The sequence below is a fragment of the Saprospira grandis str. Lewin genome (assembly GCF_000250635.1).
GTDB lineage: Bacteria > Bacteroidota > Bacteroidia > Chitinophagales > Saprospiraceae > Saprospira > Saprospira grandis.
In genome coordinates, this window is the sequence record NC_016940.1 from 2394208 (window position 1) to 2415731 (window position 21524).

Genomic DNA, 21524 nt, shown 5'->3' on the forward strand with positions numbered 1-21524 from the left:
GGATGGATAGCAGTGGCGCAAAGCGCCAGACCCAGTTTTTTGAGCGCAGCGAAAAAAACGCAGGGCCGAGCAAGCCTGCGAGCTGCGACACAGCCCGACCCGGCCATTGGCCGGGGCAGCCCCAAAAAAAGAAATAGAAAAACTTCAGTATCTTGGCGGCGAACAGAATAAATAGAATATGAGAAAATTGATTATTGGGACCCGAGGCAGCAAATTGGCGCTTTGGCAGGCCTATTATACGCAAGAACAGCTCAAGGCATTGGGTTTTGAGTCTGAATTGAAGATTATCAAAACGCAGGGGGACCGCATTCAGCACCTCAGCTTTGATAAGATGGAAGGCAAGGGCTTTTTTACCAAAGAAATTGAGGCCGCTTTACTAGAGGGCGAGATTGATTTGGCCGTGCATTCGATGAAAGACATGCCCACCACACAGCCCAAAGGTCTAAAATTATCGGCCGTATCTTATCGGGATAAGGTGGCCGATTTGTTATTGATTCGCAAAGAAGTATTGGCAGAAAAAGAGCCTTTGGGTTTGCCGCCCAATGCCATTGTGGGAACCTCTTCTGCCCGTAGAAAGGCCCAGATTTTAGATTTTCGGCCCGATTTGGAGATCAAGGATATTCGGGGAAATGTGCCCACTCGCCTCAATAAGCTCAGAGAGGGGCAGTTTGATGCGATTTTGTTGGCTGCGGCTGGCGTTAATCGCCTAGAAATTCCCTTAGATGAGTTTGAGGTTTTTGAGTTTGATCCTAGAGAATTTGTGCCTGCTCCCGCCCAGGGCGTTTTGGTTTGGCAATGTCGCTCGGAGGACCTACAAACGCAGCGGATTGTAGCCAAATTGCACAAAAAAGAGGTAGTCGCCTGTACCAATGTAGAGCGTCGCTTGTTGCAGCTCTTTGATGGCGGCTGTCAGATGCCTTTGGGGGCCTACTGCTACAGAGAAAATGGCAGTTACCACGCTTATGCGGCAGTAGCCGAAAGCTGGAACAGCCCCGTGAAGCGGGTCCAACTATCGGCCTCTACTCATACAAAATTGGCCGAACGCCTCTATGCGCTCTTGCAAGAAGAAGCCTAATTTTGATAAATTGTATCGCTGCGAAGGGGGAGGAGCATATCGAGCTCATTGACCTTATAGCGGCGGATGACCACCATCGGTTTGCTTCCCATAATGGGGAGGGAAGGAATTGCGAGAACCGATTCGGAGGGTAAAAAAATAAGATATTGGCCCAAAGTCTCTAGTGGATTTTGGGCCGCATCTTCTTTGAGGGCCAAGAGTTGGCCCTCTCTTTCTTTAAAGATATGCAGCTTTTGCTGTTTGCCGTCAAAACTACCACAAACAAAAAGAGAGTCGCTAAATTGGTGCATGGCCCGAAAATCGGGCTGCGGAGCCTCAAAAAGTAGGGCGGCCAGCTTATTTTTTTTGCCCTTTAGGGGCAAGGGCAGGCTCATGTTATTTTTCTGGACCAGCAGGCTATCCCCTTTTATGGCCAACTGATAGCGATTGCGCCCAATCAGGGTATCAATACCCGCATTTTTGGCCGTTCGTTCGCCCGCCAACCGAGGGGGGAGCTTTTGCTGCCTGCTACTGTCTTGGGCCAGTTTCTCCTTAAGTGCTTGGGCCTCTTGGCTAGTATCTTGGCAAGAAAAAAGGGAGAACATCAAAAAGCAGCAGAAAAAAAATCTAGCGAATCGCATGAGATATATTAGTTTACAATAAGAAATTTAGTGTTGAGGCGTTCGGTGCCATCACTATTGACCGTAAAGACCAAATAAACGCCAGGGCTAGCCTTTTGCCCCTGATAATCGTAGCCGTTCCAAACTGCCTGACCACCATAGGCTTTTTGCTCAAAGACCAAGCGGCCCCTTGCATCGGTAATCTTGACATTGACATCCTCGACCAAGCCACTAATCGCAATCTGTCCCTCATAATTTGGGCGAACGGGATTGGGAAAAACCCGCACTGCCGATTTATTGGCAAAGTTGCTGCCTTGAGTTGCCTCGGCTCTAAAGCCTTGTAGGCCGCTTTCTGTGGCCATATATACTTGTCCAGACTCGGGGTCTACGGCAATAGCGCCCACCCGATTATTAAAGAGCGGACTATTTTCCTCGGTAAAATAATAAATTTGGCTATAGTCTTCTCCATCTAATAAGAAGACGCCATTATCACTAGCGATCCATTTGCGGTTGGCCCCATCTACGGCAATGCTGCGAATGTTTTCATTCTCGAGCAAACGGCCATTGAAGTCATCGGGATTGATGATGGGCCGAAGACCAGAACAATTATCATCAAAAACAGAGCAGCTAAAAATGGTCACGCCATTATCTGTGCCCACCCAAATGCTTCCGCTGCGGTCACTGACTACACAATTGACCTTACTAGAGGCCAGCTCACTATTGCTGGGGGTCAGGACTTTATAGCGCTCGTCTCCATCTACTTCTAGCTCTCCGCTATCAAAAACGAGTAAGTTGTTTCCTCTCAGCTGAACAATCCATTTGTAGCCGTAGCGATCTATGGCAATCGGTCCAATTTCAGAAGTGTAGGGGTTGGCAAAACTCTTCCAATCGCCCTCTTCAGTTTTTACCACAATGGGCTGCACGGCCTTATGGTTACTCATCCATAAGTTGTTATCGTCATCAAAGGCGAGGCCCGTGATGCGGGTTCGGTTGGCATCGCCTTGGGCTTCTTGTAGGGCCGTGTTGGGGCTGTCTTTATCCCAAACATAGATGCTATCTTCTTTGGTGATCTGGACCAATCCAGCCAAAAAGGAGCCCATATAAACGCTGCGGTCTTTGGGGCTAATGGCCAAGCAAGAGAGGTTGTCAATGCCATTGAGTTCGGCACGGTTGGCCGGGCGGTAGCTCTGCCAATCAAAGTCTTCATAGCGGTAGGCTCCAAAACCATCAAAGAAAACGCTAACGTAATCAATCAGTCCGCCTGTGGCCCAAAGTACGCCATATTCATCTACGCCCAAACTCGAAACATTGGCATTGTAGGGCCCTTCTGGAAGGTAGGGACTTAGACTGCCGTCGGCATTGTTGCGGTAGAGCCCCTTACCCCCCGCCATCCAAATGGCCGAGCTGCGGTCCGAAAGGGCATCAAAAATATTTCCCGAAATATCGCCATCAAAGAAGTAGCCTTCTAAACGCTCATCCTCAAAAAGGACCTCTACATAGTTGGTCCCTGTGGCCATGGTCAAACGAGTACCAAAGGCATTAACTTGCATGCGCAGCTTAGAGCGGCCCGTATACATATAGTTCTCGCCATTATGAGGCAGATGGCTAAAGTTTTGGCCATCATAGCGCATGAGGGTGTCATTGATATCGGCATACAAACGGCCGTTCATTTTCCCCAAGGCAAAGCTCTCATAAAAGTCTAGGGCCAAACCATCGGCAGTGCCTAGCTTGCTCCAATTATTAAAGTCTTGCAAATTGACACCTTCCACGGGCACTTTGTATAAGCCCATAGCCGTGGCCATAAATAGCTCTTGGCCCAGGCGCTCACTAGCATAAACCTGCATGCTCGTAAAGGTGGTCTGCGCAAATTCTCCGCTTTCTTGCTCATAGCAAACCAAACCAAATTCTGTAGATAAATAGACCTGATTGCTATCGCAAAATATATGGCGAATGCTGCGCCCACTAGTAATATTGGCATTTTGCTTAATGGCGGGCCGGTTCATAATGCGGCCATCACTACCCAAAATATCGAGGTTGCCATTTTCATAACCAATAAAAATGCGCTGGTAGTCTGCACTATAGGCTAAGGTGCTAATCCCCACATCAGAAAGCCCCGTAATTTTATTGTAAAGCACAAATTCTCCACTAGCCTTAAATACGGAAAAAAGCCCGTAGTCCGTGGCCGCATAAATATGGTCTGGGGTTTCTATCAGGGCTTTGGTTTGCCCATAGGGCAGAAAAGATTCCCATTGCCCAATCCCCACTTTTGGGGCCAAAGATTGCGCCTGCAGAAATGAAAAACTTAGCATTAGCCCAAGAAAAAAGAGGAAGGTCGTTCGCATAATTTTAAGTTTACAGCTAGCAAGTTCAAAAAAAAATAGGACAATGCCCCTTACAGCATTGCCCTATTCTAAAAATATCTAGTTCATTCTTGTTGTTTTGCAGTTGCTCCTTACTTCAACTACACTTTTACAAACGCTGGCTTTTTCAAAAGGGTGGGGTTCCTTTTCTTTTTTTTCTTCTTTTTTTTGGGGCTGCCCCGGCCAATGGCCGGGTCGGGCTGTATCGCAGCTCGCTGTTCGCTCGGCCCTGCGGCAGCAAAGCTGCCTGGGTCTGGCCTTCGGCCACTGCTGCCCATCCCTCAGCCGAGGCGCTGCGCGCCTTGGCGGCGGCTTCGCCGCCTATCTGGACCAAAAAAGCGCCCCAAACTGCTGTTTGGGGCGCTTAGGGCCTTTTTCTATTTTGCAATCAAGGGCAAAATGGCCGGAATGCTTTGGTCTTCATAGGCTTGCATGGTCGCCACCGGAAGGTTTCCACCATAAAAGCCTGCTGCCTCTGCTCGAATAATATATTTTTGGTCGGGCCGCAAGGGTAAACTAATTTTACCATTGGCATCGCTTGTAAAGCGCTCTTCACGACCATCTAGTAGGTTGGTCAAGACAACGGTAGCTTGCCCAATCCCGCTTTGGTTGCTTTTCTGCACCACCTGAAGGTCTACGCTCAGCTTTACCTTAACGTCCTCTTTGGTCTCCAACATGGGCGGATCCCCTTCGGTATTTTCATAGTTGTAAGGATCCTCATTACTTGTTGTATTTTCCTCATTAGGATCAGTACTGGGCTCATCTGGAAGGGCCCAGGGGTTGTAGTCGGGATCATCTGGATCTACAGGATCTTTGGGCGCATTGGGGTCGCTCCAGTCCCCATCAATTTGGCCATTATCAACCACCGCTTCGGGATCAAAGTTATCGGAGCTATTGGGGTTGGGCGTAGGCTGGCCTCCTGTTCCTTCATTTCCGTCTAGCTCTCCACCATCTTCTAGCATGGCTAGGTCCATAGAATCCACCTTTTCTTTAGCGGTGGGCTCTTCTACGACGAAACCAGCATTGATGAGGCTGTCGATGAGTTTTTCGTCGTCGATGCCAGAATCGGCGAGGCTGTCGGTAAAATTTAGCTTTCCTCTAGGGGCAATGCCAGGCGGTAGCTCCTGAGGTTCTTCTCCGGTCAAAATAAATTGATAGAGGTCATCGCTTCCATTTCTAGAAGAAGAGAAAAAGCCCTTAGTTTGGTCATCATCTAAGAGGAAGTAAGTATCATCAAAGGCAGAGTTGAGTGGTTGGCCCAAGTTCTCGGCCTCGGTCCAGTCAATTCCGTTACCGGTAGGTCTAGAGCGGAACAAATCGTAGCCACCATAGCCCGCTTTGCCTTTAGAGGCATAGTAGAGCGTACCATTGGGGTGGGCAAAGGGAAAGGCCTCATTGCCTCGGCTATTCACGCCCTCGCCCAAGTTTTGGGGTTTAGACCATTTATCGCCCATTTTGCGGCTCATCCAAATATCCGTTCCGCCAAGTCCACCAGGCATATCAGAGACAAAGAAGAGGACTCGGCCATCGGCCGAGAGGCTAGGGTGCATAAATTGGTAGCCTTGGGTAACAAACTCTAGGACCAAGGGTTTACTCCAATCGCCATCGACCAATTCGCTGGCAAAAATTTGTAGGGTATAGGCTTCGGCATCGGGGGTTTCTTTTACCGAGCGGTTATAAAAGCAGAGCTTTCCGTCTCGGCTAAAGCTAGCTGGACCATCATGTCGGCGACTACCATTGAGTTTGCGGGCAAAAGGAGCTGGCGCCGCCAATTGTCCATCAGCGCTTAGTTCTGCAAAGTAAAGATTGAGGAAAGAGCGTTCTTGCTCTCCCCAATTGGCGCTAATATCAGCGGCTTGGATGCGGTCTGAGCTAAAGACGAGGCCGGTACCATAAAAGGCGGGACCAAATTCGTCGTTCAGGCTATCATTGACTGCCGCTTGATAGTTTATTTGCACATCGGGATAAACGGGAATAATAGACTCAATGGCATCTAGGCGTTTGAGTAATTCTGCTGGGGCGGGATCTTCGGGCCGTTGGTCGGCATACTGCAAAAACTGCGAGCGGGCCTCATCAAATTTGCCCAAAGAGAGTAAAGATTGCCCATAGGCCAATAGAATATCGGGCCGTTCATCGGCATTTGGAAGTAGGTCCTCAAAAAGAGGAACGGCCTTGTCTACATGGCCTGTTTCATTATAGCTTTTGGCCAAATTGATGCGGGCATCTACGCCCATCACCCCTTGGCCCGAAGTGGTGCCCATCAGAAGCTCATATATTTCTTGAGCTTCTACATAACTCTCTTCATCAAAGAGGTTATTGGCTTTTCTAAGTTTGTTAATGCGCTCTTGCCCAAAGCTGGCCCCACTAAAGGCAAAGAGCAGAAAGAGAAGTAAGTAAGTCCTCATAAATTGCTCATTTTTATTAGTCGCTGCTAAGTTAAGTATTATTAAAGAAGTTCTTGTTTAGAACTTGTTTTAATCTGATCTTCTGGGGGAGCTAGGGGCGGGCTGTGATTGGCCTAGCGCTGTGGAGGGGTGGCCGCAGGCCAGACCCAAGCCGCCGCAGGCGGCTGCAGGGCCGAGCAGACCTGCGAGCCCCGCAACATAGCGCCGCAAGGCGAAGCCGCAGCGGAGGCCCCTAAAAATCCTTGCCCAAAGATAAGTAGATTTTGGCTTGTTGGACCTCGCCAGTTTCTACGCCCCAGCCACAATCTACTTTGACAAAATAGCCCAAAACGACCGAACGCAGGCCAAAACCAAAGCCCTGCACAATGGGGCGGCGGTAATAATTGACCCGCAGGCGGATGGGCGAGACCACATTTACCCCAGAGGCGGGGTCGATGGTGGTGCTATTGAGGGGGTTGTCTTTGGAGAAAGGCGAGCTGCCCTGCCAGGCGGTCCCTACATCATAGAAGCCCGTGAGCTGTAGGTTGCGCAACATGCTAGAATTGCTGTTCGAGTTGCCCAAATATTCTGCAAGCGGGATGCGCAATTCGGCATTGATGAGGGCAAAAGAGCTTCCATTTCTGATATTGGCATCGAAGCCGCGCATATTGGCGGCCACCGTTTGGTAGGCATAATCTTGTCCATCGGGCAGGGGAATGGTTTCGGTTTGGCTGCTAAAGAGCCAGTTTTCCATACCGCCCAAATTGTACAAAATCTTTTGTTGGCCAAAAGAGCTAGCGCCCACAAAGCGGAAGGCCAAAATGCTTTTATCGTCCAATGAAATATATTGGCGGGCATCTAGGCCCAGGGCAAAGGTGGGCGTATTGGCTACTTGCCCTAGGCGGTCGCCAGTGCTAAAGGGAACCCCCTGAAAATAATCGCCATAAATGCGCATTCTAGAGCCTTTGCGGGCATTGAGGCCCAAAATAACACTATTGTCATAGACATATTCTAGGCGAATACCTAGGCGATTTTCATCATAAATAGGAACGCTCAGGCTGCCCAAATCCTCGGGGCGGATAGCCACTCTATCGGCCTGAAAACTCAGGGTAGAGCGGATAGAGCGGAAGCGGCCGAGGGGGTAGCTAAATTCGGCCATAGCCAAATGCTTGAGGGTGCGGCCCTCTACCTGTTCCTGAATGGTCCCCGTGCTATCCTCCAAAACATAGTCTTCGCTAAAGCCTCTGCGGTAGAGGCTGTATTTTTGGTCCAGACGATACTTGCGGTTTTCAAAGTTGAGAAAATACTCCATGCCATCAAAGGTAATCGGGATGCGCATGCCGAGTTCTAGGCGGTAGTTTTCTAGGGCATCGGTAAAGTTAATTTGGCCCGATAGGCCAAGAGGCGGCAGGCGGAAGGGGCCTCCCAAATAGAGGTCTAGCCCATTGTAGAGTACGCTATTGTCTAGGTTAAACGCTACGCCCTCAAAGAAGAAGTTATTTTCCTGCTTTTCGCCTTTTTGGGGATCAAAAACAAGCAATTTGTGTTGAGGCGCCTTAATGGTTTTTTCCTCTGGCGTTTCCTTTTCTACAATTTGGCCATTTTGTCCTTCTACCAGCTCAATGGCTTTGGGTGGCGTACTATCCTTTTTGTTGAGTTTTGGCGTTTCTACTTCCTCAAATTCGGTCTGAAACAAGTAGTTATCAATATCTACTTTGGCCGTATCGCTTTGGTTGGGCGGCAGGCTATCGGCCTTGATTTCTTTTTCTACAGCCTTGAGCTCTTCCTCCAAACTCTTATCGGTTTGAGGTACTTCTTTTTCGGGCTTTTTGCTTGTCGTTTTCTCTTTTTTCTTCTTGGCTGCTTGCTTTAGGAGGCCATGTTGCCGCTCTAGAATAAGGCGGTAGCGACTAGGCGCCATTTGCATTTCTCTATCGCTGCGCAAATCTCTCAAAAAGAGCTTGTAGTCGCCGCCGCGGAAAAGCAGGTCGGCTACTTTTTTACCATTGGGCGTAATGCTTTGGGCCAAAATATTGCGGCTATAATTGGTATTGGCCATCAGTTTTGTTTGCCAGCCATAAAGGGGCTGCTGTCCAAAACTATCCATCTGGCTGCTATCGGCTGCGCTAAAGCTGCTATCTAAGGGCAAGACAATAGGGGCCTCTCCCGATTTGGGGTAGCCCAGTAGTTGCTGGCCCAATAATACACTATCTATTTGGCCAATATAGCGGTTGTAAATTCCCGATTGATCGCTGAGGAAGCTAAATTGCCCATCGCCCAAGGCCTGAGGGTTTTTCTCATTGACCAAAAAGCTGTTGGTCAGGCGAATGGGCGCTCCTTTTTCCTCCAATGGCAAGAAAAAGAGATCAAACTGAAGCAAGGGCAGTTGCTGGTCCAAGGGGAGCTTCATCTTGGCCTCTGGGCGGTTAGAGCTAAATAAAACCCCCTTTTTGCCTTGAAAACTCATCAGGGTCGGACTCAAATCATCCCAGGCATCCTGGCTCAGGTTTTTGGCCTGCCCATTACTATACAAAAACAAATCACTTTGTCCCTCGGCCTGAGCCGATAGCAAAAACTGACTGCCCTGATAATGACTAATATGGCCCACCCGCTCAATGTCTTTTATTTCTTGGGCCTTGCCTAGCTTGCCCGTGGTGGTATTCAAAAATTGCAAATAGACCTTCTCGGCCCGCTCAAATACAATGGCGAGCTCTTGATCATTGCGCCAAGCCAAAAGCGGATAATGCTGGTCGCTGCGGTTGCTGTAGTCCTTGGCCCCTTGTCGCCAAACTACTTTGGCTTTCTGGCTTTCGGTCTGCTGCAAAACAACTTGCTGTTTGCCCAATTTCTGCTTTACATAGGCCAGCTGCTTGGCATTGGGGGCCAAAACCAACTGACTAATGGCCTTTTTGCCCACCTTTACTTTGAGCTCTCCCGCATTCGGAAATAACTTACCCGAATTGTCACTCTCATAGCGCTGCATGAAGTATTTGTACCAACTGCTGCCCGCTACCGTATAAAAACTACTGCCAAAGGCATAGCGAAAACCCGCCTCAATACTATGATTGATGCGGCTGAGATACAATAAGTTCGATACGGTGGCCTTGCCATGATTGCGGGCGATATAATGAAATAAGGATTGGCCCGCCAACTGCGGATGCTCCTCGGCCAATTCTAAAAAGTTGGCATAACGCCCCGATAAAAGGGCCTCCCGAAGCTGATCGTCTTTTTCTGTGCTCCATTCTTCTACTGCATGGGCAATTAGGCCCTCCGTAAACCAATCGGGCAGTTCTAAAAGAACCGAATTCTGCACGATTTCTTGCAAATTAGACCCAAATAGCATGCGGTTGAGTACCGCCCGAGCAATGCCCTCCCGCAGGTTTTTGTGCAGATTTTGGTGGTTGCCATCAAAATGAACCAATAGCTTTTTGTCTAAATAGACCTGCTGCCCCGAATTGAGCAAGGCCGGAGCCGATAAACCCACATTAGATTGCATCAAATCACTGTAGTCATCATAAACAATGACCTCAATAGGCTGCCGAATCTGATACTCAAATAAACTCTTGAGCTGCCGATAATCTTGCTCGGCCATGGGCAAAAGCGTCTTCATTAAGCCCTCTTGCTGGCTATGATAATAGAAGGTGAAATTTAAGGTCTCATAACGCTTCCATTGGTACTGCTCCCGCTGCAAACGGTTTTGCCCAAAGTCAGAACTGACCAATTGAGCCGCCACAAACTGAGGGGCCGCCCATAGAAAAATAAAGAAAAGGTAGAGGTAGGGATGTTGTCGCATAAGTTGGTGCTGCTATGGTATTTCTAAATGAGGCCAATGCCATTGTTTTTTTGGGGCCTGCCGCCTTCGGCGGCCCTGCCCTTGCGCCGCTCGCAGGTCTGCTCGGCCCTGCAGCGCTTTCAGCGCTTTGGTCTGCCGCCTGCGGCGGCACGGCTACAGGCCAGTAGGCCAGTCGCTTCGCTCCTCTGCGGCTCGCTGCGCTCGCCTGTAGGACCCAAAAGTAGGGCCCTAGGCCCATTGCCCACAATTTTAGGGCCTCAATAAAATCGGTTCTCTGCTTAAATAAACGTATTTTTGCGGCAAAAGGTCGCTTTTGGCTGTTTTTGGGCCAAAAGCTAGCGTTTAAAACTATCTTAAAATAAGGAATTATGGCTGTGGTTCAAGCTTTCACTTTTAATATGTTTCAGGAAAATACATATATAGTATATGACCAAAGCAAGGCATGTATCATTGTAGACCCCGGCTGCTACACCGCCCAAGAACAAAATCGCCTGAAGCTGTATATTGAGGAAAGGGGCCTTAAGCCCGAGGCCGTAGTGAATACGCATTGCCATTTGGACCATGTCTTTGGAAATGCCTTTGCCTGCAAAACTTGGGATATTCCCCTTTATGTACCCGAAGGCGAGGCCGCTATGCTCGAGGCTTTTCCTAGAGTGGCCCAACAATATGGGGTGCCCAATGTTACGCCTTCTCCAAAACCTAATAAACTCCTCAAAGGAGGCGAGACCTTTAGCTTTGGCCAAACGAGCTTTAAGCTGCTCTATTGCCCCGGCCACTCGCCCGCTAGCCTTTGCTTTTATTCGGAAAAGGACCATCTGCTCCTTGCGGGAGATGTGCTCTTTTTTGGTAGCATTGGCCGAACCGATTTGCCTGGCGGAAATTATGAGATCCTTATGCAATCTATTCAGGAGGAGATTTTACCTTTGCCCGATGAAACCGTAGTCTATTCGGGACATGGACCCAAAACGACTGTGGGCCGAGAACGCAAAATGAACCCTTTCATTAAAGAGATGCGTTAAGCCCCTTTTTGGTTGGTCCAAATAAGGCGAGCGCAGCGAGCCGCAAAGGAGCGCAGCGACTGGCCTAGCGATGTGAAGGGGGGCGGCGTAGCCGCAGACCAAGGCAGCTTGCTGCCGAAGGGCCGAGCGAATAGCGAGCCCCGCAACGTAGCGCCGACGACCGAAGGGAGGCGGAGGCCCCCAAAAAAATTAAAAATTATTAAGACGATTGAATAGCTATGAAGCGAACAGAACTGAAAGAATTGGGAGAATTTGGTTTGATTGACCATCTAACAAAGGCCTTTGCGCATAAGCATGCTTCTACGATTAAGGGGGTGGGCGATGATGCCGCTGCCATTCGCTATGCTTCTGAAGGTCCATTAACCCTAGTTTCTAGCGATATGCTGGTAGAGGGAATTCATTTTGATTTGGCCTATACGCCCCTAAAACATTTGGGCTATAAGGCGGCTGTGGTCAATTTTTCAGATATCTATGCCATGAATGCTCGCCCCAAGCAGTTGTTGGTCAATATGGCGCTCTCTAATCGTTTTTCGGTAGAAGCTATGGAGGAATTGTATGCGGGCATTCAGCTTGCTTGCGATATCTATGGCGTTGATCTGGTGGGCGGAGATACCACTTCTTCACTCAAAGGATTGGTGCTTAGCCTGACCATTATGGGCGAACAAGCCGCCGATAAGGTGGTTTATCGCCGTGGGGCCAAAGCTGGCGATTTGCTTTGTGTAACTGGGCATTTGGGGGGCGCTTATTTGGGCCTTCAGCTGCTAGAAAGAGAAAAGCAAATCTTTTTGGAGCAGCCCGATATGGAACCCGATTTTGATGGCGAAGAGGAGTTGGTGGGCCGCCTACTCAAGCCCGAAGCTCGCCAAGATATTATTGCCTTTTTTGAGGAGCAAAAGCTGGTCCCCACCGCTATGATTGATATTTCGGACGGACTCTCTTCGGAGGCGCTACACCTTTGTAAGCAATCGGGCCTAGGGCTCTTGCTCGAAGAAGTGCATGTGCCGATTAAGGAAAAGGTCTACCGCAAAGCCCTAGATTTTAATCTCGACCCCTTGGTTTGTGCCATGCATGGCGGCGAAGATTATGAGCTGCTGTTTTGCATCGACCCCAAAGATGCCGATAAAATTAAGTACAATATGGATATTTCCATCATTGGGGAAATGGTGCCCGCCGCAGATGGCATCCGCCTACAAACCAAGGGCGGCAAGTTGATGGATTTGGTGGCCCAAGGTTGGACGCATCATTAGGCGATCGATTTTTCCATCTTATTTTTGACTGTTATACCTATCATATATCATGAAACCGAAATTAGTACAAGGTAGCCGCGACTTTGGTCCTTTGCAGCTACGTCAACGCAAATATATTTTTAATACGCTCCGCGATATTTTTAGCCGCTTTGGCTTTCAGGAAATTGAAACGCCAGCCCTAGAAATGCTCAGCACTCTACAAGGCAAATATGGGGATGAAGGCGACCAACTGCTCTTTAAGATCCTCAATAATGGCGATTACCTCAATGGCAAAGAGGTGCGCAAACAAAGCAGCCCTGAGCAGCTCGAAAAGATTTTGGCCGAGAAAGATAGTGCCGCCCTCAGCCCGCTGATCGCTAGCCGTGGCTTGCGCTACGACCTAACCGTTCCCTTTGCCCGCTTTGTGGTCCTGAATCGCAACGATATTGCCTTTCCCTTTAAGCGCTATCAAATTCAGCCCGTTTGGCGAGGCGACCGCCCCCAAAAAGGCCGATACAGAGAGTTTTATCAGTGCGATGTGGATGTGATTGGCTCGGATGCTCTGCTCTATGAGGCCGAACTCCTCCAAATCTATGATCAGGCGTTTGCCGAATTTGATGTGAAGGTCGATATTCGCCTCAATAACCGCAAACTCCTAGAGGCCTTGGCCCAAATGATTGGCCAGCCCGAACTCTTTATGCCGATTACCGTAGCGATTGATAAGCTGGATAAAATTGAGTGGAAAGGCGTGGCCCAAGAACTAGAAAAACTAGGCCTAGACGAGCAGCAACAACAGCAAATCCAAGCCGCTATTCAGGCCAAAAGCCTAGACGAACTAGCTGAGCTTTTTGGGCCAACTAATGAAGTGGGCCAAAAGGGCATTGCCGAGCTGCAAGAGGTGCTGGCTTTCCTAGAAGGCTATAGCTTTAGCAATAATTTGGTCCTCGACTTTAGTCTGGCCCGTGGCCTGAGCTACTACACCGGCTGCATCTTTGAGGTGGTGGTCGATACAACTGCCCCCGGCCAAGAAAAGGTCAAGATGGGTAGCATTGGCGGCGGGGGACGCTATGATAACCTGACCGCGGTCTTTGGCTGGGAAGGAAACTCGGGCGTAGGTTGCTCTTTTGGGGCCGCCCGCATCTTTGATGTGATGGAGGAATTGGGCCGCTTTGAGCAGATTCCCGCCGATGAGGTCGAGCTGTTTTTTCTCTGTATGGATGAGGACTCGCTCAAGTATGGCTTTAGCTGCCTACAAGCTTGCCGAGCCGCTGGCATCAAGGCCGATATTTATCCAGAAGCCGCTAAGTTTAAAAAGCAGATGAAGTATGCCAACAAAAGAGGGCTGCAAAAAGTGGTCATCATTGGCGAGAGCGAAAGAACAAGCGGCCAGCTCCAACTAAAGAATATGGAAACGGGAGAACAGTCTAGCGCTAGCCTAGAAGAGCTGATTGCTCAACTCAAGGCCTAGTTAGTATAACCGTATAGCAGTAAAACAGTCAATAGCTTAGGGTATTGGCTGTTTTTTTATGCCTTAAAATTACTGTTGTAAAAAAAAAACATAACTTTATCCCAAATTAAATCGCAAAGAATATGAAACAAGTTTTATTTATCTTCCTCTTCCTTATTTCTCAAGGCCTAGCGGCCCAACAACAAGATACTAGCGGCTTTTGCCCTACTGGCAGTATCTGGGTCTATAAGCATGCGGTGCAGATGTATTTCCCGCATTATAGCATGTTTAGCTATGAAAAAGATACGCTGCTCAATGGGCAGGCGGTCAAAAAGATTCGCCATGATCGAGTGGCCTATGACTATCAATACCAAAACCAGCAGCCCTATATTGCTGGACATACGATTAGCTGGCAGAACGATGAGTTTCTCTATGAGCAAAATGATAGCATTTATTTCTATTTGGCCGATAGCCAGCAGTTTTATCTCTTACATGATTTTTCGGCCTTAGTGGGCGATAGTTTAGCTATTCAGCAACACCGAAATGCCTGCGGAAACAATAGTAATTACCCGCTGCAAGATACTTTAGCCATTTTGGAACAAGATACTTTGACCCTTGGCCAATGGGCTTTTAAGCGCTCTTATTACAATATTTCTTCTAGCATTCTAGAGGATAGTACTAATCAATATTTTAAGGGGAAAATCATTCACAATATCGGCGGAGAAACTAGCTTTTTCCCTTATCCCAATCTACGCCTTTGCGACCCTAATGTTTACATTCAGGGCCAAACTACGGACTTGGTCTGCTACCAAGATGATGAACGGGGCGTACTCATTGATGAGGTGCAAGAGGAATGGGGCTGCCAGAGCCTCATTACTAGCGTAGCCCAATTGGCCGACCCTTCTATGGCCCAAAATGCTCCGCAGGTTAAACTGTTTCCCAACCCCACTCAAGCGCAGTTTTATCTACAGAGCCAGCAGCCCCTTTTGCGCTACGCCATTTATCAACTCAATGGGCAGCTGGTCCAGCAAGGGAGCCTAAGCAACAGCCAAGAAAACTACCAGATTGCGGTCCCCAATTTGCCCGCAGGACTCTATATCCTACAATTAGAAAACGAACAACAAGAGGTTTTTTATCAAAAGTTTAGAAAGCAATAGCCTATTTCGCAAAGTATAATAGTTAGAGGTCCAAATCTTAGGGTTTGGGCCTTTTTTTATGCCTTTAGGAGCTTGTTTTGGGGCCTGCCGCCTTCGGCGGCCGGGCCCTTGCAGGGCTCGCAGGTCTGCTCGGCCCTTCAGCCCTTCGGGCTTCGGTCTGGCCTGCGGCCACCCTTTCAGGCCCCTAGGCCTGCGGCCCTTCGGGCCTGTAGGACGAATTTTTGGAATGGTCCATCAAAGTCTTGATCTATGGGTTCACAAATTACGAATAGCTTAGCGCAACTGTAAGATGCCATTTTGCATCTGCAGAATAGCTTGCCACAACTGTAAGATGCCGTTTTGCAACTGCAGAATAGGGCATAAATGTTTTGATGGGCCGTTTGGCCTTCGGCCATGGCGGCTTCGCCGCTATCTGCAGCCTAAAGGCCGCAGCCAATCTTGTTGGGCAATCATCTTTCTCGCCGCAGGAGCTTAAAAGCCCCTGCTTTGGTGATAGAAGGCAGGGGCTTGGGTTTTTCAGGACCTGCGGCTTTTAAGCTGCAGGCCAAGGGGCGATAAAGAGCTAGCTGATTGGGTCCTAATCTGGCTGCGGGTTTTAACCTGCAGCTATGGCCGAAGGCCAAACGGCCTAACGATGCGTCGGGGTGGCCTTCAGGCCAGACCAAGGAGCCGAAGGCGACGCAGGGCCGAACGACCCGACCAACGGGAGCCGACGCAGAGAAGCAAGTAACAGCGAGCTGCGCAACGTAGCGCCGACGAGCGAAGCGAGGCGACAACAAGCCCTTTAGGGCGTCTTCGACGACTGAAAGGAGTAACGCCCCAAGCCCTAAACAGACTAGACCTGTAATCAAAATAAAATATCTGTAAACTTACATTAGGCAAATTATTGTTTGTAAATTGAGCTATCATCAATCAAAAAACAATGCATATGCGCATTTTATCCACTATTTTTCTTAGCTGTTTGATGCTGACGGGCTTATGGGCTCAGGGGCAAGAGCTTTGGCAAAGCCAAACAGAGGCGAGCATTCCCGTTTTGGGTGTTCGTTATATTCAGCCGCAGGCCGCAGCTTATTATCAATTAGATTTGGACCAATTGCAGCAGCTCCTAGATGCGGCTCCTATGGAGTTTACGCCTATTGCGCAAATGAGCCAGACCCTCATCAGCCTGCCGATGCCCGATGGCAGTATGCAGAGTTTTGATATACAGGAGTCGCCGATTATGGAAGCGGCCCTATCGGAGCGTTTTCCCGATATCCAAACCTTTAATGGGCGAGGGGTTACGGACCCCAGTAAATCGCTTCGCTTTGATCTTACGCCTGCTGGCTTTCATGCTATGATTTTGCAGGCCGATGGGCCCACCATCTTTATTGATCCCGTCTATTTTAAGGGAGACAAGCGCTATTATCAGGTCTATTACCGTAGCGATTTCCGCTCTACGGTAGCCAAGAATTTTAGCTGCCAAACCGAAACGCCTATGAGCAAAGGCCAAACGAATAAGCGCCCACTTTTGCCTAAGTCTTTTGGCAGCTGTGAGCTACGGACCTACCGCCTGGCCCTAGCCGCCACTGGCGAATATACCCAGTTTCATGGGGGAACCGTAGCCGATGCCTTGGCCGCTCAGGTGGTGTCTATGAACCGAGTAAATGCCGTCTATGAAAGAGATTTGGCCGTTCGGATGGTCATTGTGGCCGATAACTATAAAATTATTTATACCAATGGAAGCACCGACCCCTATAGCAATGCGAGCGGTGGGGCCATGTTGGGCGAAAACCAGACGATCTGCGATGATTCTATTGGTACCGCCAACTATGATATTGGCCATGTATTTTCTACTGGCGGTGGGGGAGTGGCCTACCTACAATCGGTCTGTAATAACAATAAGGCCGGTGGGGTAACCGGTAGCGCTAACCCTATTGGCGACCCCTTTGATATTGACTATGTGGCCCATGAAATGGGGCATCAGTTTGGGGCCAACCATACCCAAAACAATGCTTGTAACCGCAATGGCGCCACGGCTATGGAGCCGGGCAGCGCCTCGACCATCATGGGCTATGCGGGCATTTGTGCACCCAATGTGCAAAACAACAGCGATGACCATTTTCATGGGGTATCCTTAGAAGAAATGGGAGCCTTTATTACGAGTAGCGGACATAGCTGTCCCACAACAACCCCCTTGGCTAACAATTCGCCAGTGGTCAATAATAGTACAAACACCCTAGTGATTCCAGCCAATACGCCTTTCTTCCTTACTGGAGATGCACAGGACCAAGATACCGCCGATGTATTGACCTATTGCTGGGAGCAAATGGATAACCAAACGGCTACTATGCCCCCTCTACCTACTGCTACGGTAGGGCCTAGCTTCCGTTCGATTTCGCCAAGCAGTAACCCTACTCGCTATTTTCCCAATTTGGCCGACCTAAGCGCAGGCATCAGCCCAAGTTGGGAGGTCCTTTCTTCTGTATCTAGAAGCTATAATTTCCGCCTAACGGTGCGCGATAATGCAAGCGGGGGCGGCTGTACCGATCATGTGGACCTCTCGGTCAATGTAGATGCTAACTCTGGCCCTTTTATCATTAACTACCCCTCAGCTACAGGCATTAGCTGGATCGGCACCACCCAAGAAACCGTGCAATGGGATGTGGCCAATACGAATAATGCGCCCGTAAACTGTACCCTAGTGGATATTTTATTGTCTACCGATGGTGGTTTGACCTATCCCACTGTACTCGCTACAGCTACTCCAAATGATGGCTCCGAAGTGATTACGGTCCCCAATACCCCCTCTAGCACCTGCCGCATTATGGTTAGAGCTAGCGGAGGTAACTTCTTTGATATTTCGGATAATGATTTTGAAATCACAGGCGCTAGCTTTGGCTACAACCTCTCTGTGGCTATGGATAGCCTAGCGGGCTGCCCCAATAGCAACGGCAGCTATTTTGTGACGGTAACTGGACTTTTGGGCTATACCGATCCCGTTCAACTTAGTCTAACAGGCCTGCCAACAGGAGCTACGGCCAGCTTTGGCAATGCCAATATTACGCCCTCAGATACCACGACTTTATCTATTGCTTTGGGCAATGCGGCAGCTGGAGACTATAGCCTTAATCTCATCGCTCAGAACGCTTCGGATACGCAAAGCCTCAACCTGATGCTTTCGATTTTGGATGGTAGTTTGGCCGCGCCTAGCCCTCAGCAGCCCGCTAACCAAGCCCAAGGCGTGATTAGTCCCGCTAACTTTAGCTGGACCGCCAGCAGTAGCGCAGGCCAAAGCTTCGGCATCGAGATCGCTACAGATGCTAACTTTACAAATATTGTAGAGTCGGCCAGCAACCTCAGTAGCCCCAGCTATACTTCTGGCAACCTGAGCGCTAATACGACTTATTACTGGCGAGTATCGGCAAGTAATGCCTGTAGCAATTCGCCAAATTCTGCTGTCTTTGAGTTTACTACAGCCGACTGCAGTATTTATGCCGCCGCCGATCTACCCATTGCTATTCCAGCTTCAGGAGCGCCCACCATTAGCTCCAATATCAATATCCCCAATGCGGGAAGTATCATTGATTTGAATGTGGTGAACTTGACGGGCACGCACTCTTGGGTTTCTGATTTGACCTTTGTGTTGAGCAGCCCCAGCAATAGCAGCGCTACGCTTTTTGCCCAAATTTGTGGCGGAGATGATGATTTTGATGTCAATTTTGATGATGCTGCGGCTAGCAGCCAATTACCTTGTCCACCTGTGGGAGGAGGAACATATCAGGCCGAGGACCTTTTGTCTATTTTCAATGGCCAAAACCCTGCAGGAAGCTGGACCCTCAGCGTTTCGGATGGGGCCAACCAAGACGGCGGAAGCCTAGATAGCTGGGGCCTACAGGTTTGTGTAGCTGCGCCTAGCAATGCAAATGATGCCGCTATTTTGGACATTACTAACCTTTCGGGCCGCTATTGTAATCAAGGCGATTTTGTTCCCGAAATCGAAATTGCCAACTTTGGCGCTAGCGCTCTAACTAGCCTAACGATCAACTATACCCTAGATGGCGGCAGCCCGCAAAGCTTCAACTGGAGCGGCAACCTAGCCACCAACGCCACGGCTACAGTGAGCCTGCCGCAGATTAGCGTAGCTGCAGGAACACACAGCTATAGTGTCGAGCTAACAGCGCCCAACGGACAAACCGATGGCGATTTGAGTAATAATACAGCAGCCACTAGCTTTACCTATGTGAGTCCGGGCCAAGATGTAACTGTAGCCATTACTACCGATAACTTTGGTAGCGAAACAACTTGGGAAATCCTCAATGCACAGAGCTTCCCGATCGCTAGCGGTGGTCCTTATCAGGATGGTACGGCCAACCAAACCTTTAGCTTGGCCAATTGTCTGCCCGAGGGCTGCTATACCTTCGTCATCTATGATAGCTATGGAGATGGTTTGAATGACGGACAAAATACTGGAAACTTTCTGCTAAGCGATACTTCAGGTACGGTCTTGGCCGAAATGGGCGCCAACTTTACCGATTCTACCAGCCGCGCTTTCTGTATCCAACCCACGGCGGTGGAGGCGATTGACGGCCTTACTTTGTTTGAGGTATTCCCCAATCCCGCCAGCCAAACTTGCTTTGTGCAGTTGCAGTTGGAGCAGGCAGAACAGGCCCAGCTTTCTTTGGTGAATACCTTGGGCCAAGAGCTTCGCCAATATACTGTAGATCAAAACTGGCAACAGCAAATTGATCTCCGCGATTTGCCCGCTGGAGTCTACTATTTGCGTCTGCAATTGGACCAAAAACAACAGAGCCAAAAGTTGATTATTCATCGCTAATCCAGTCGGCTTAATGCTTATTCATCGCCTGTTTTCATCAGAAGACAGGCGATGTTTTTTTGGGGCCCGCGGCCAGCAAGCTGGCCGCCGCTATGCTGCGCCGCTCGCAGGGCCGGGCGAACAGCGAGCTGCGAAACAGCCCGACCCGAGCGAAGCGAGTGGGCAGCCCCAAAACAAAAGGACCAAAAAAGAACTAATAAAATTAGTATTTTGAGGCCGCTGCTCAAATCGGGTAGTCTGTTATTCTTTAGTTTTTGCATCAGAGGAAGATTTATGTCTGAAAAAGATACTGCCATTCAGCAATTTATACAATTGCTCTCAGCGGCTTTGGCCCAAAAAAATCTAATCAAACTAAGTTTAAGTAAGGGGGCAGAAGGCTGCGCCCAGAAGATTTTAGGCCGCCCAATTGCCCTGAAAAAAGGCCTGGCCCTACAAGCCACCTATCGCTATCCTACACAGGATAAGGTTAAAAACTATCTGCTGGCAGAATTAGAGCAGCAGCTGCAAGCTTGGCTAAAAGAGTATAAAGCCGCTTATATGAAAACGACCACAGAGGAGATTCAACTGCTCTTTAACCGCAGAGGAAAGGCCCGCTTGCAACGGAAAAAAATGGCCCAAAAGGCCGCTCCAGCTCCGCTCAGCCACAACCGCAAAAAGCAATATCTCATTACTGCCGATCGGCCCTTTTTGCAGGCCTTGGGCATTACAGATGCGAAGGGAAGGGTGAAGGATAAACAGCAGGATAAGTTTCGGCAGATCAATAAGTATGTAGAAATTATGCAGGCCCAATTGGAACAAACCAACTTGCTGGGCCAAAAAGAAAACTTGCGCATTGTCGATATGGGCAGTGGTAAGGGCTACCTCAGTTTCGCCTTAGTGGATTTTCTGATGCAGCAAGGCCAAGAAGTGGAGCTTTTGGGGGTAGAGCTTCGGCCCGAATTGGTGGAGTTTTGCCAGCAGTTGAGCCATAGGCTAGGCTGGCAGCAAAATATCCGCTTTATGGCTATGGATATTGCCGATTTTCCCAAGGAGCTAAAGATAGATGTTTTAATTGCCTTGCATGCTTGTAATTTGGCCACAGATTATGCGCTGCATAAGGGCCTTTTGCAAGGGGCCGAGCTATTAGTGGTGGCGCCCTGTTGCCATAAAGAGGTTCGCCAACAGATTCAGGCGGTGGCTCCACAATGGCGCTTTCCGCTCAAACAGGGTATTTTTCAAGAGCGACAAGCCGAGCTATTAACTGATAGCATACGGGCCTTATTATTAGAGCATCAGGGCTATCAGGCCAAGGCCTTTGAGTTTATTTCGGGCCAGCATACCGCCAAAAACCTAATGTTGGCGGCCCAAAAGCGCCCGCAGGGAATAGAAAGGGAGGAGCAGGACCGCATTTTGGTCGAGCTTCAGACATTAGCTGCCGAATTTGGCATCAAGGAACAAGAATTGGCCAAACGCCTAGGGATTGCTTTGGTATAGGCACAAAAAATGAGCAGCAACCTTCCCCAAGGCTGCTGCTCTGTAATCCCCATGATTTACCCCAAACTTAATTGAAGTGCAATTTAAGGAGGTCTTCCCTCCCGATTGCATAACAAAGATAGGGCAAGGGCATCCTTTTTTTACTAGTGAAAGGCCTAAAGGGCCAAATTAGGCAAAA

The 21524-nt window shown here is 49.1% G+C and carries 11 protein-coding genes; 7 read left to right on the forward strand and 4 right to left on the reverse strand.

The window, feature by feature from the left end:
- The first annotated feature begins 178 nt into the window (after positions 1-178).
- Positions 179-1075, forward strand: a complete 897-nt coding sequence (gene hemC, locus SGRA_RS10705) for a hydroxymethylbilane synthase (protein ID WP_015692698.1) — start codon at positions 179-181, stop codon at positions 1073-1075.
- Here the strand turns inward: hemC and SGRA_RS10710 are convergent.
- The 4 genes from SGRA_RS10710 to SGRA_RS10730 all read right to left on the reverse strand — a co-directional run bounded on the left by SGRA_RS10710 (position 1072) and on the right by SGRA_RS10730 (position 10211).
- Positions 1072-1695 carry a hypothetical protein gene (locus SGRA_RS10710; RefSeq protein ID WP_015692699.1) on the reverse strand — a complete coding sequence of 208 codons (624 nt, stop codon included), beginning with the start codon at positions 1693-1695 and terminating at the stop codon, positions 1072-1074. The genes hemC and SGRA_RS10710 overlap by 4 nt on opposite strands.
- An 8-nt stretch (positions 1696-1703) precedes the next feature.
- Positions 1704-4016 carry a type IX secretion system anionic LPS delivery protein PorZ gene (gene porZ / locus SGRA_RS10715; RefSeq protein WP_015692700.1) on the reverse strand — a complete coding sequence of 771 codons (2313 nt, stop codon included), beginning with the start codon at positions 4014-4016 and terminating at the stop codon, positions 1704-1706.
- Positions 4017-4411: 395 nt separating this feature from the next.
- Positions 4412-6439 (reverse strand): tetratricopeptide repeat protein, encoded by a 2028-nt coding sequence (locus SGRA_RS10725; protein ID WP_015692702.1) that lies wholly within the window; start codon positions 6437-6439, stop codon positions 4412-4414.
- A gap of 232 nt (positions 6440-6671) precedes the next feature.
- A complete protein-coding gene (locus SGRA_RS10730) occupies positions 6672-10211 on the reverse strand; it encodes a BamA/TamA family outer membrane protein (RefSeq protein ID WP_015692703.1) in 3540 nt (1179 codons plus the stop codon).
- Positions 10212-10579: 368 nt separating this feature from the next.
- Between SGRA_RS10730 and SGRA_RS10740 the strand changes: the two genes are divergently transcribed.
- The 6 genes from SGRA_RS10740 to SGRA_RS10780 all read left to right on the forward strand — a co-directional run bounded on the left by SGRA_RS10740 (position 10580) and on the right by SGRA_RS10780 (position 21346).
- The gene (locus SGRA_RS10740) at positions 10580-11230 is read left to right on the forward strand and encodes an MBL fold metallo-hydrolase (protein ID WP_015692705.1); all 651 of its coding nucleotides are present in this window, start codon (positions 10580-10582) and stop codon (positions 11228-11230) included.
- Between the two features lie 218 nt (positions 11231-11448).
- Entirely contained in the window at positions 11449-12477 is a 1029-nt protein-coding gene (gene thiL, locus SGRA_RS10750; RefSeq protein WP_015692706.1) for a thiamine-phosphate kinase, read from the forward strand.
- Between the two features lie 49 nt (positions 12478-12526).
- Entirely contained in the window at positions 12527-13924 is a 1398-nt protein-coding gene (gene hisS, locus SGRA_RS10755) for a histidine--tRNA ligase (protein ID WP_015692707.1), read from the forward strand.
- Positions 13925-14046: 122 nt separating this feature from the next.
- Positions 14047-15060 (forward strand): T9SS type A sorting domain-containing protein, encoded by a 1014-nt coding sequence (locus tag SGRA_RS10760; protein ID WP_015692708.1) that lies wholly within the window; start codon positions 14047-14049, stop codon positions 15058-15060.
- Between the two features lie 928 nt (positions 15061-15988).
- Entirely contained in the window at positions 15989-19873 is a 3885-nt protein-coding gene (locus SGRA_RS10770; RefSeq protein WP_015692709.1) for a reprolysin-like metallopeptidase, read from the forward strand.
- A 273-nt stretch (positions 19874-20146) separates the two neighbouring features.
- Positions 20147-21346 (forward strand): class I SAM-dependent methyltransferase, encoded by a 1200-nt coding sequence (locus SGRA_RS10780; RefSeq protein ID WP_015692711.1) that lies wholly within the window; start codon positions 20147-20149, stop codon positions 21344-21346.
- Positions 21347-21524: the final 178 nt, after the last annotated feature.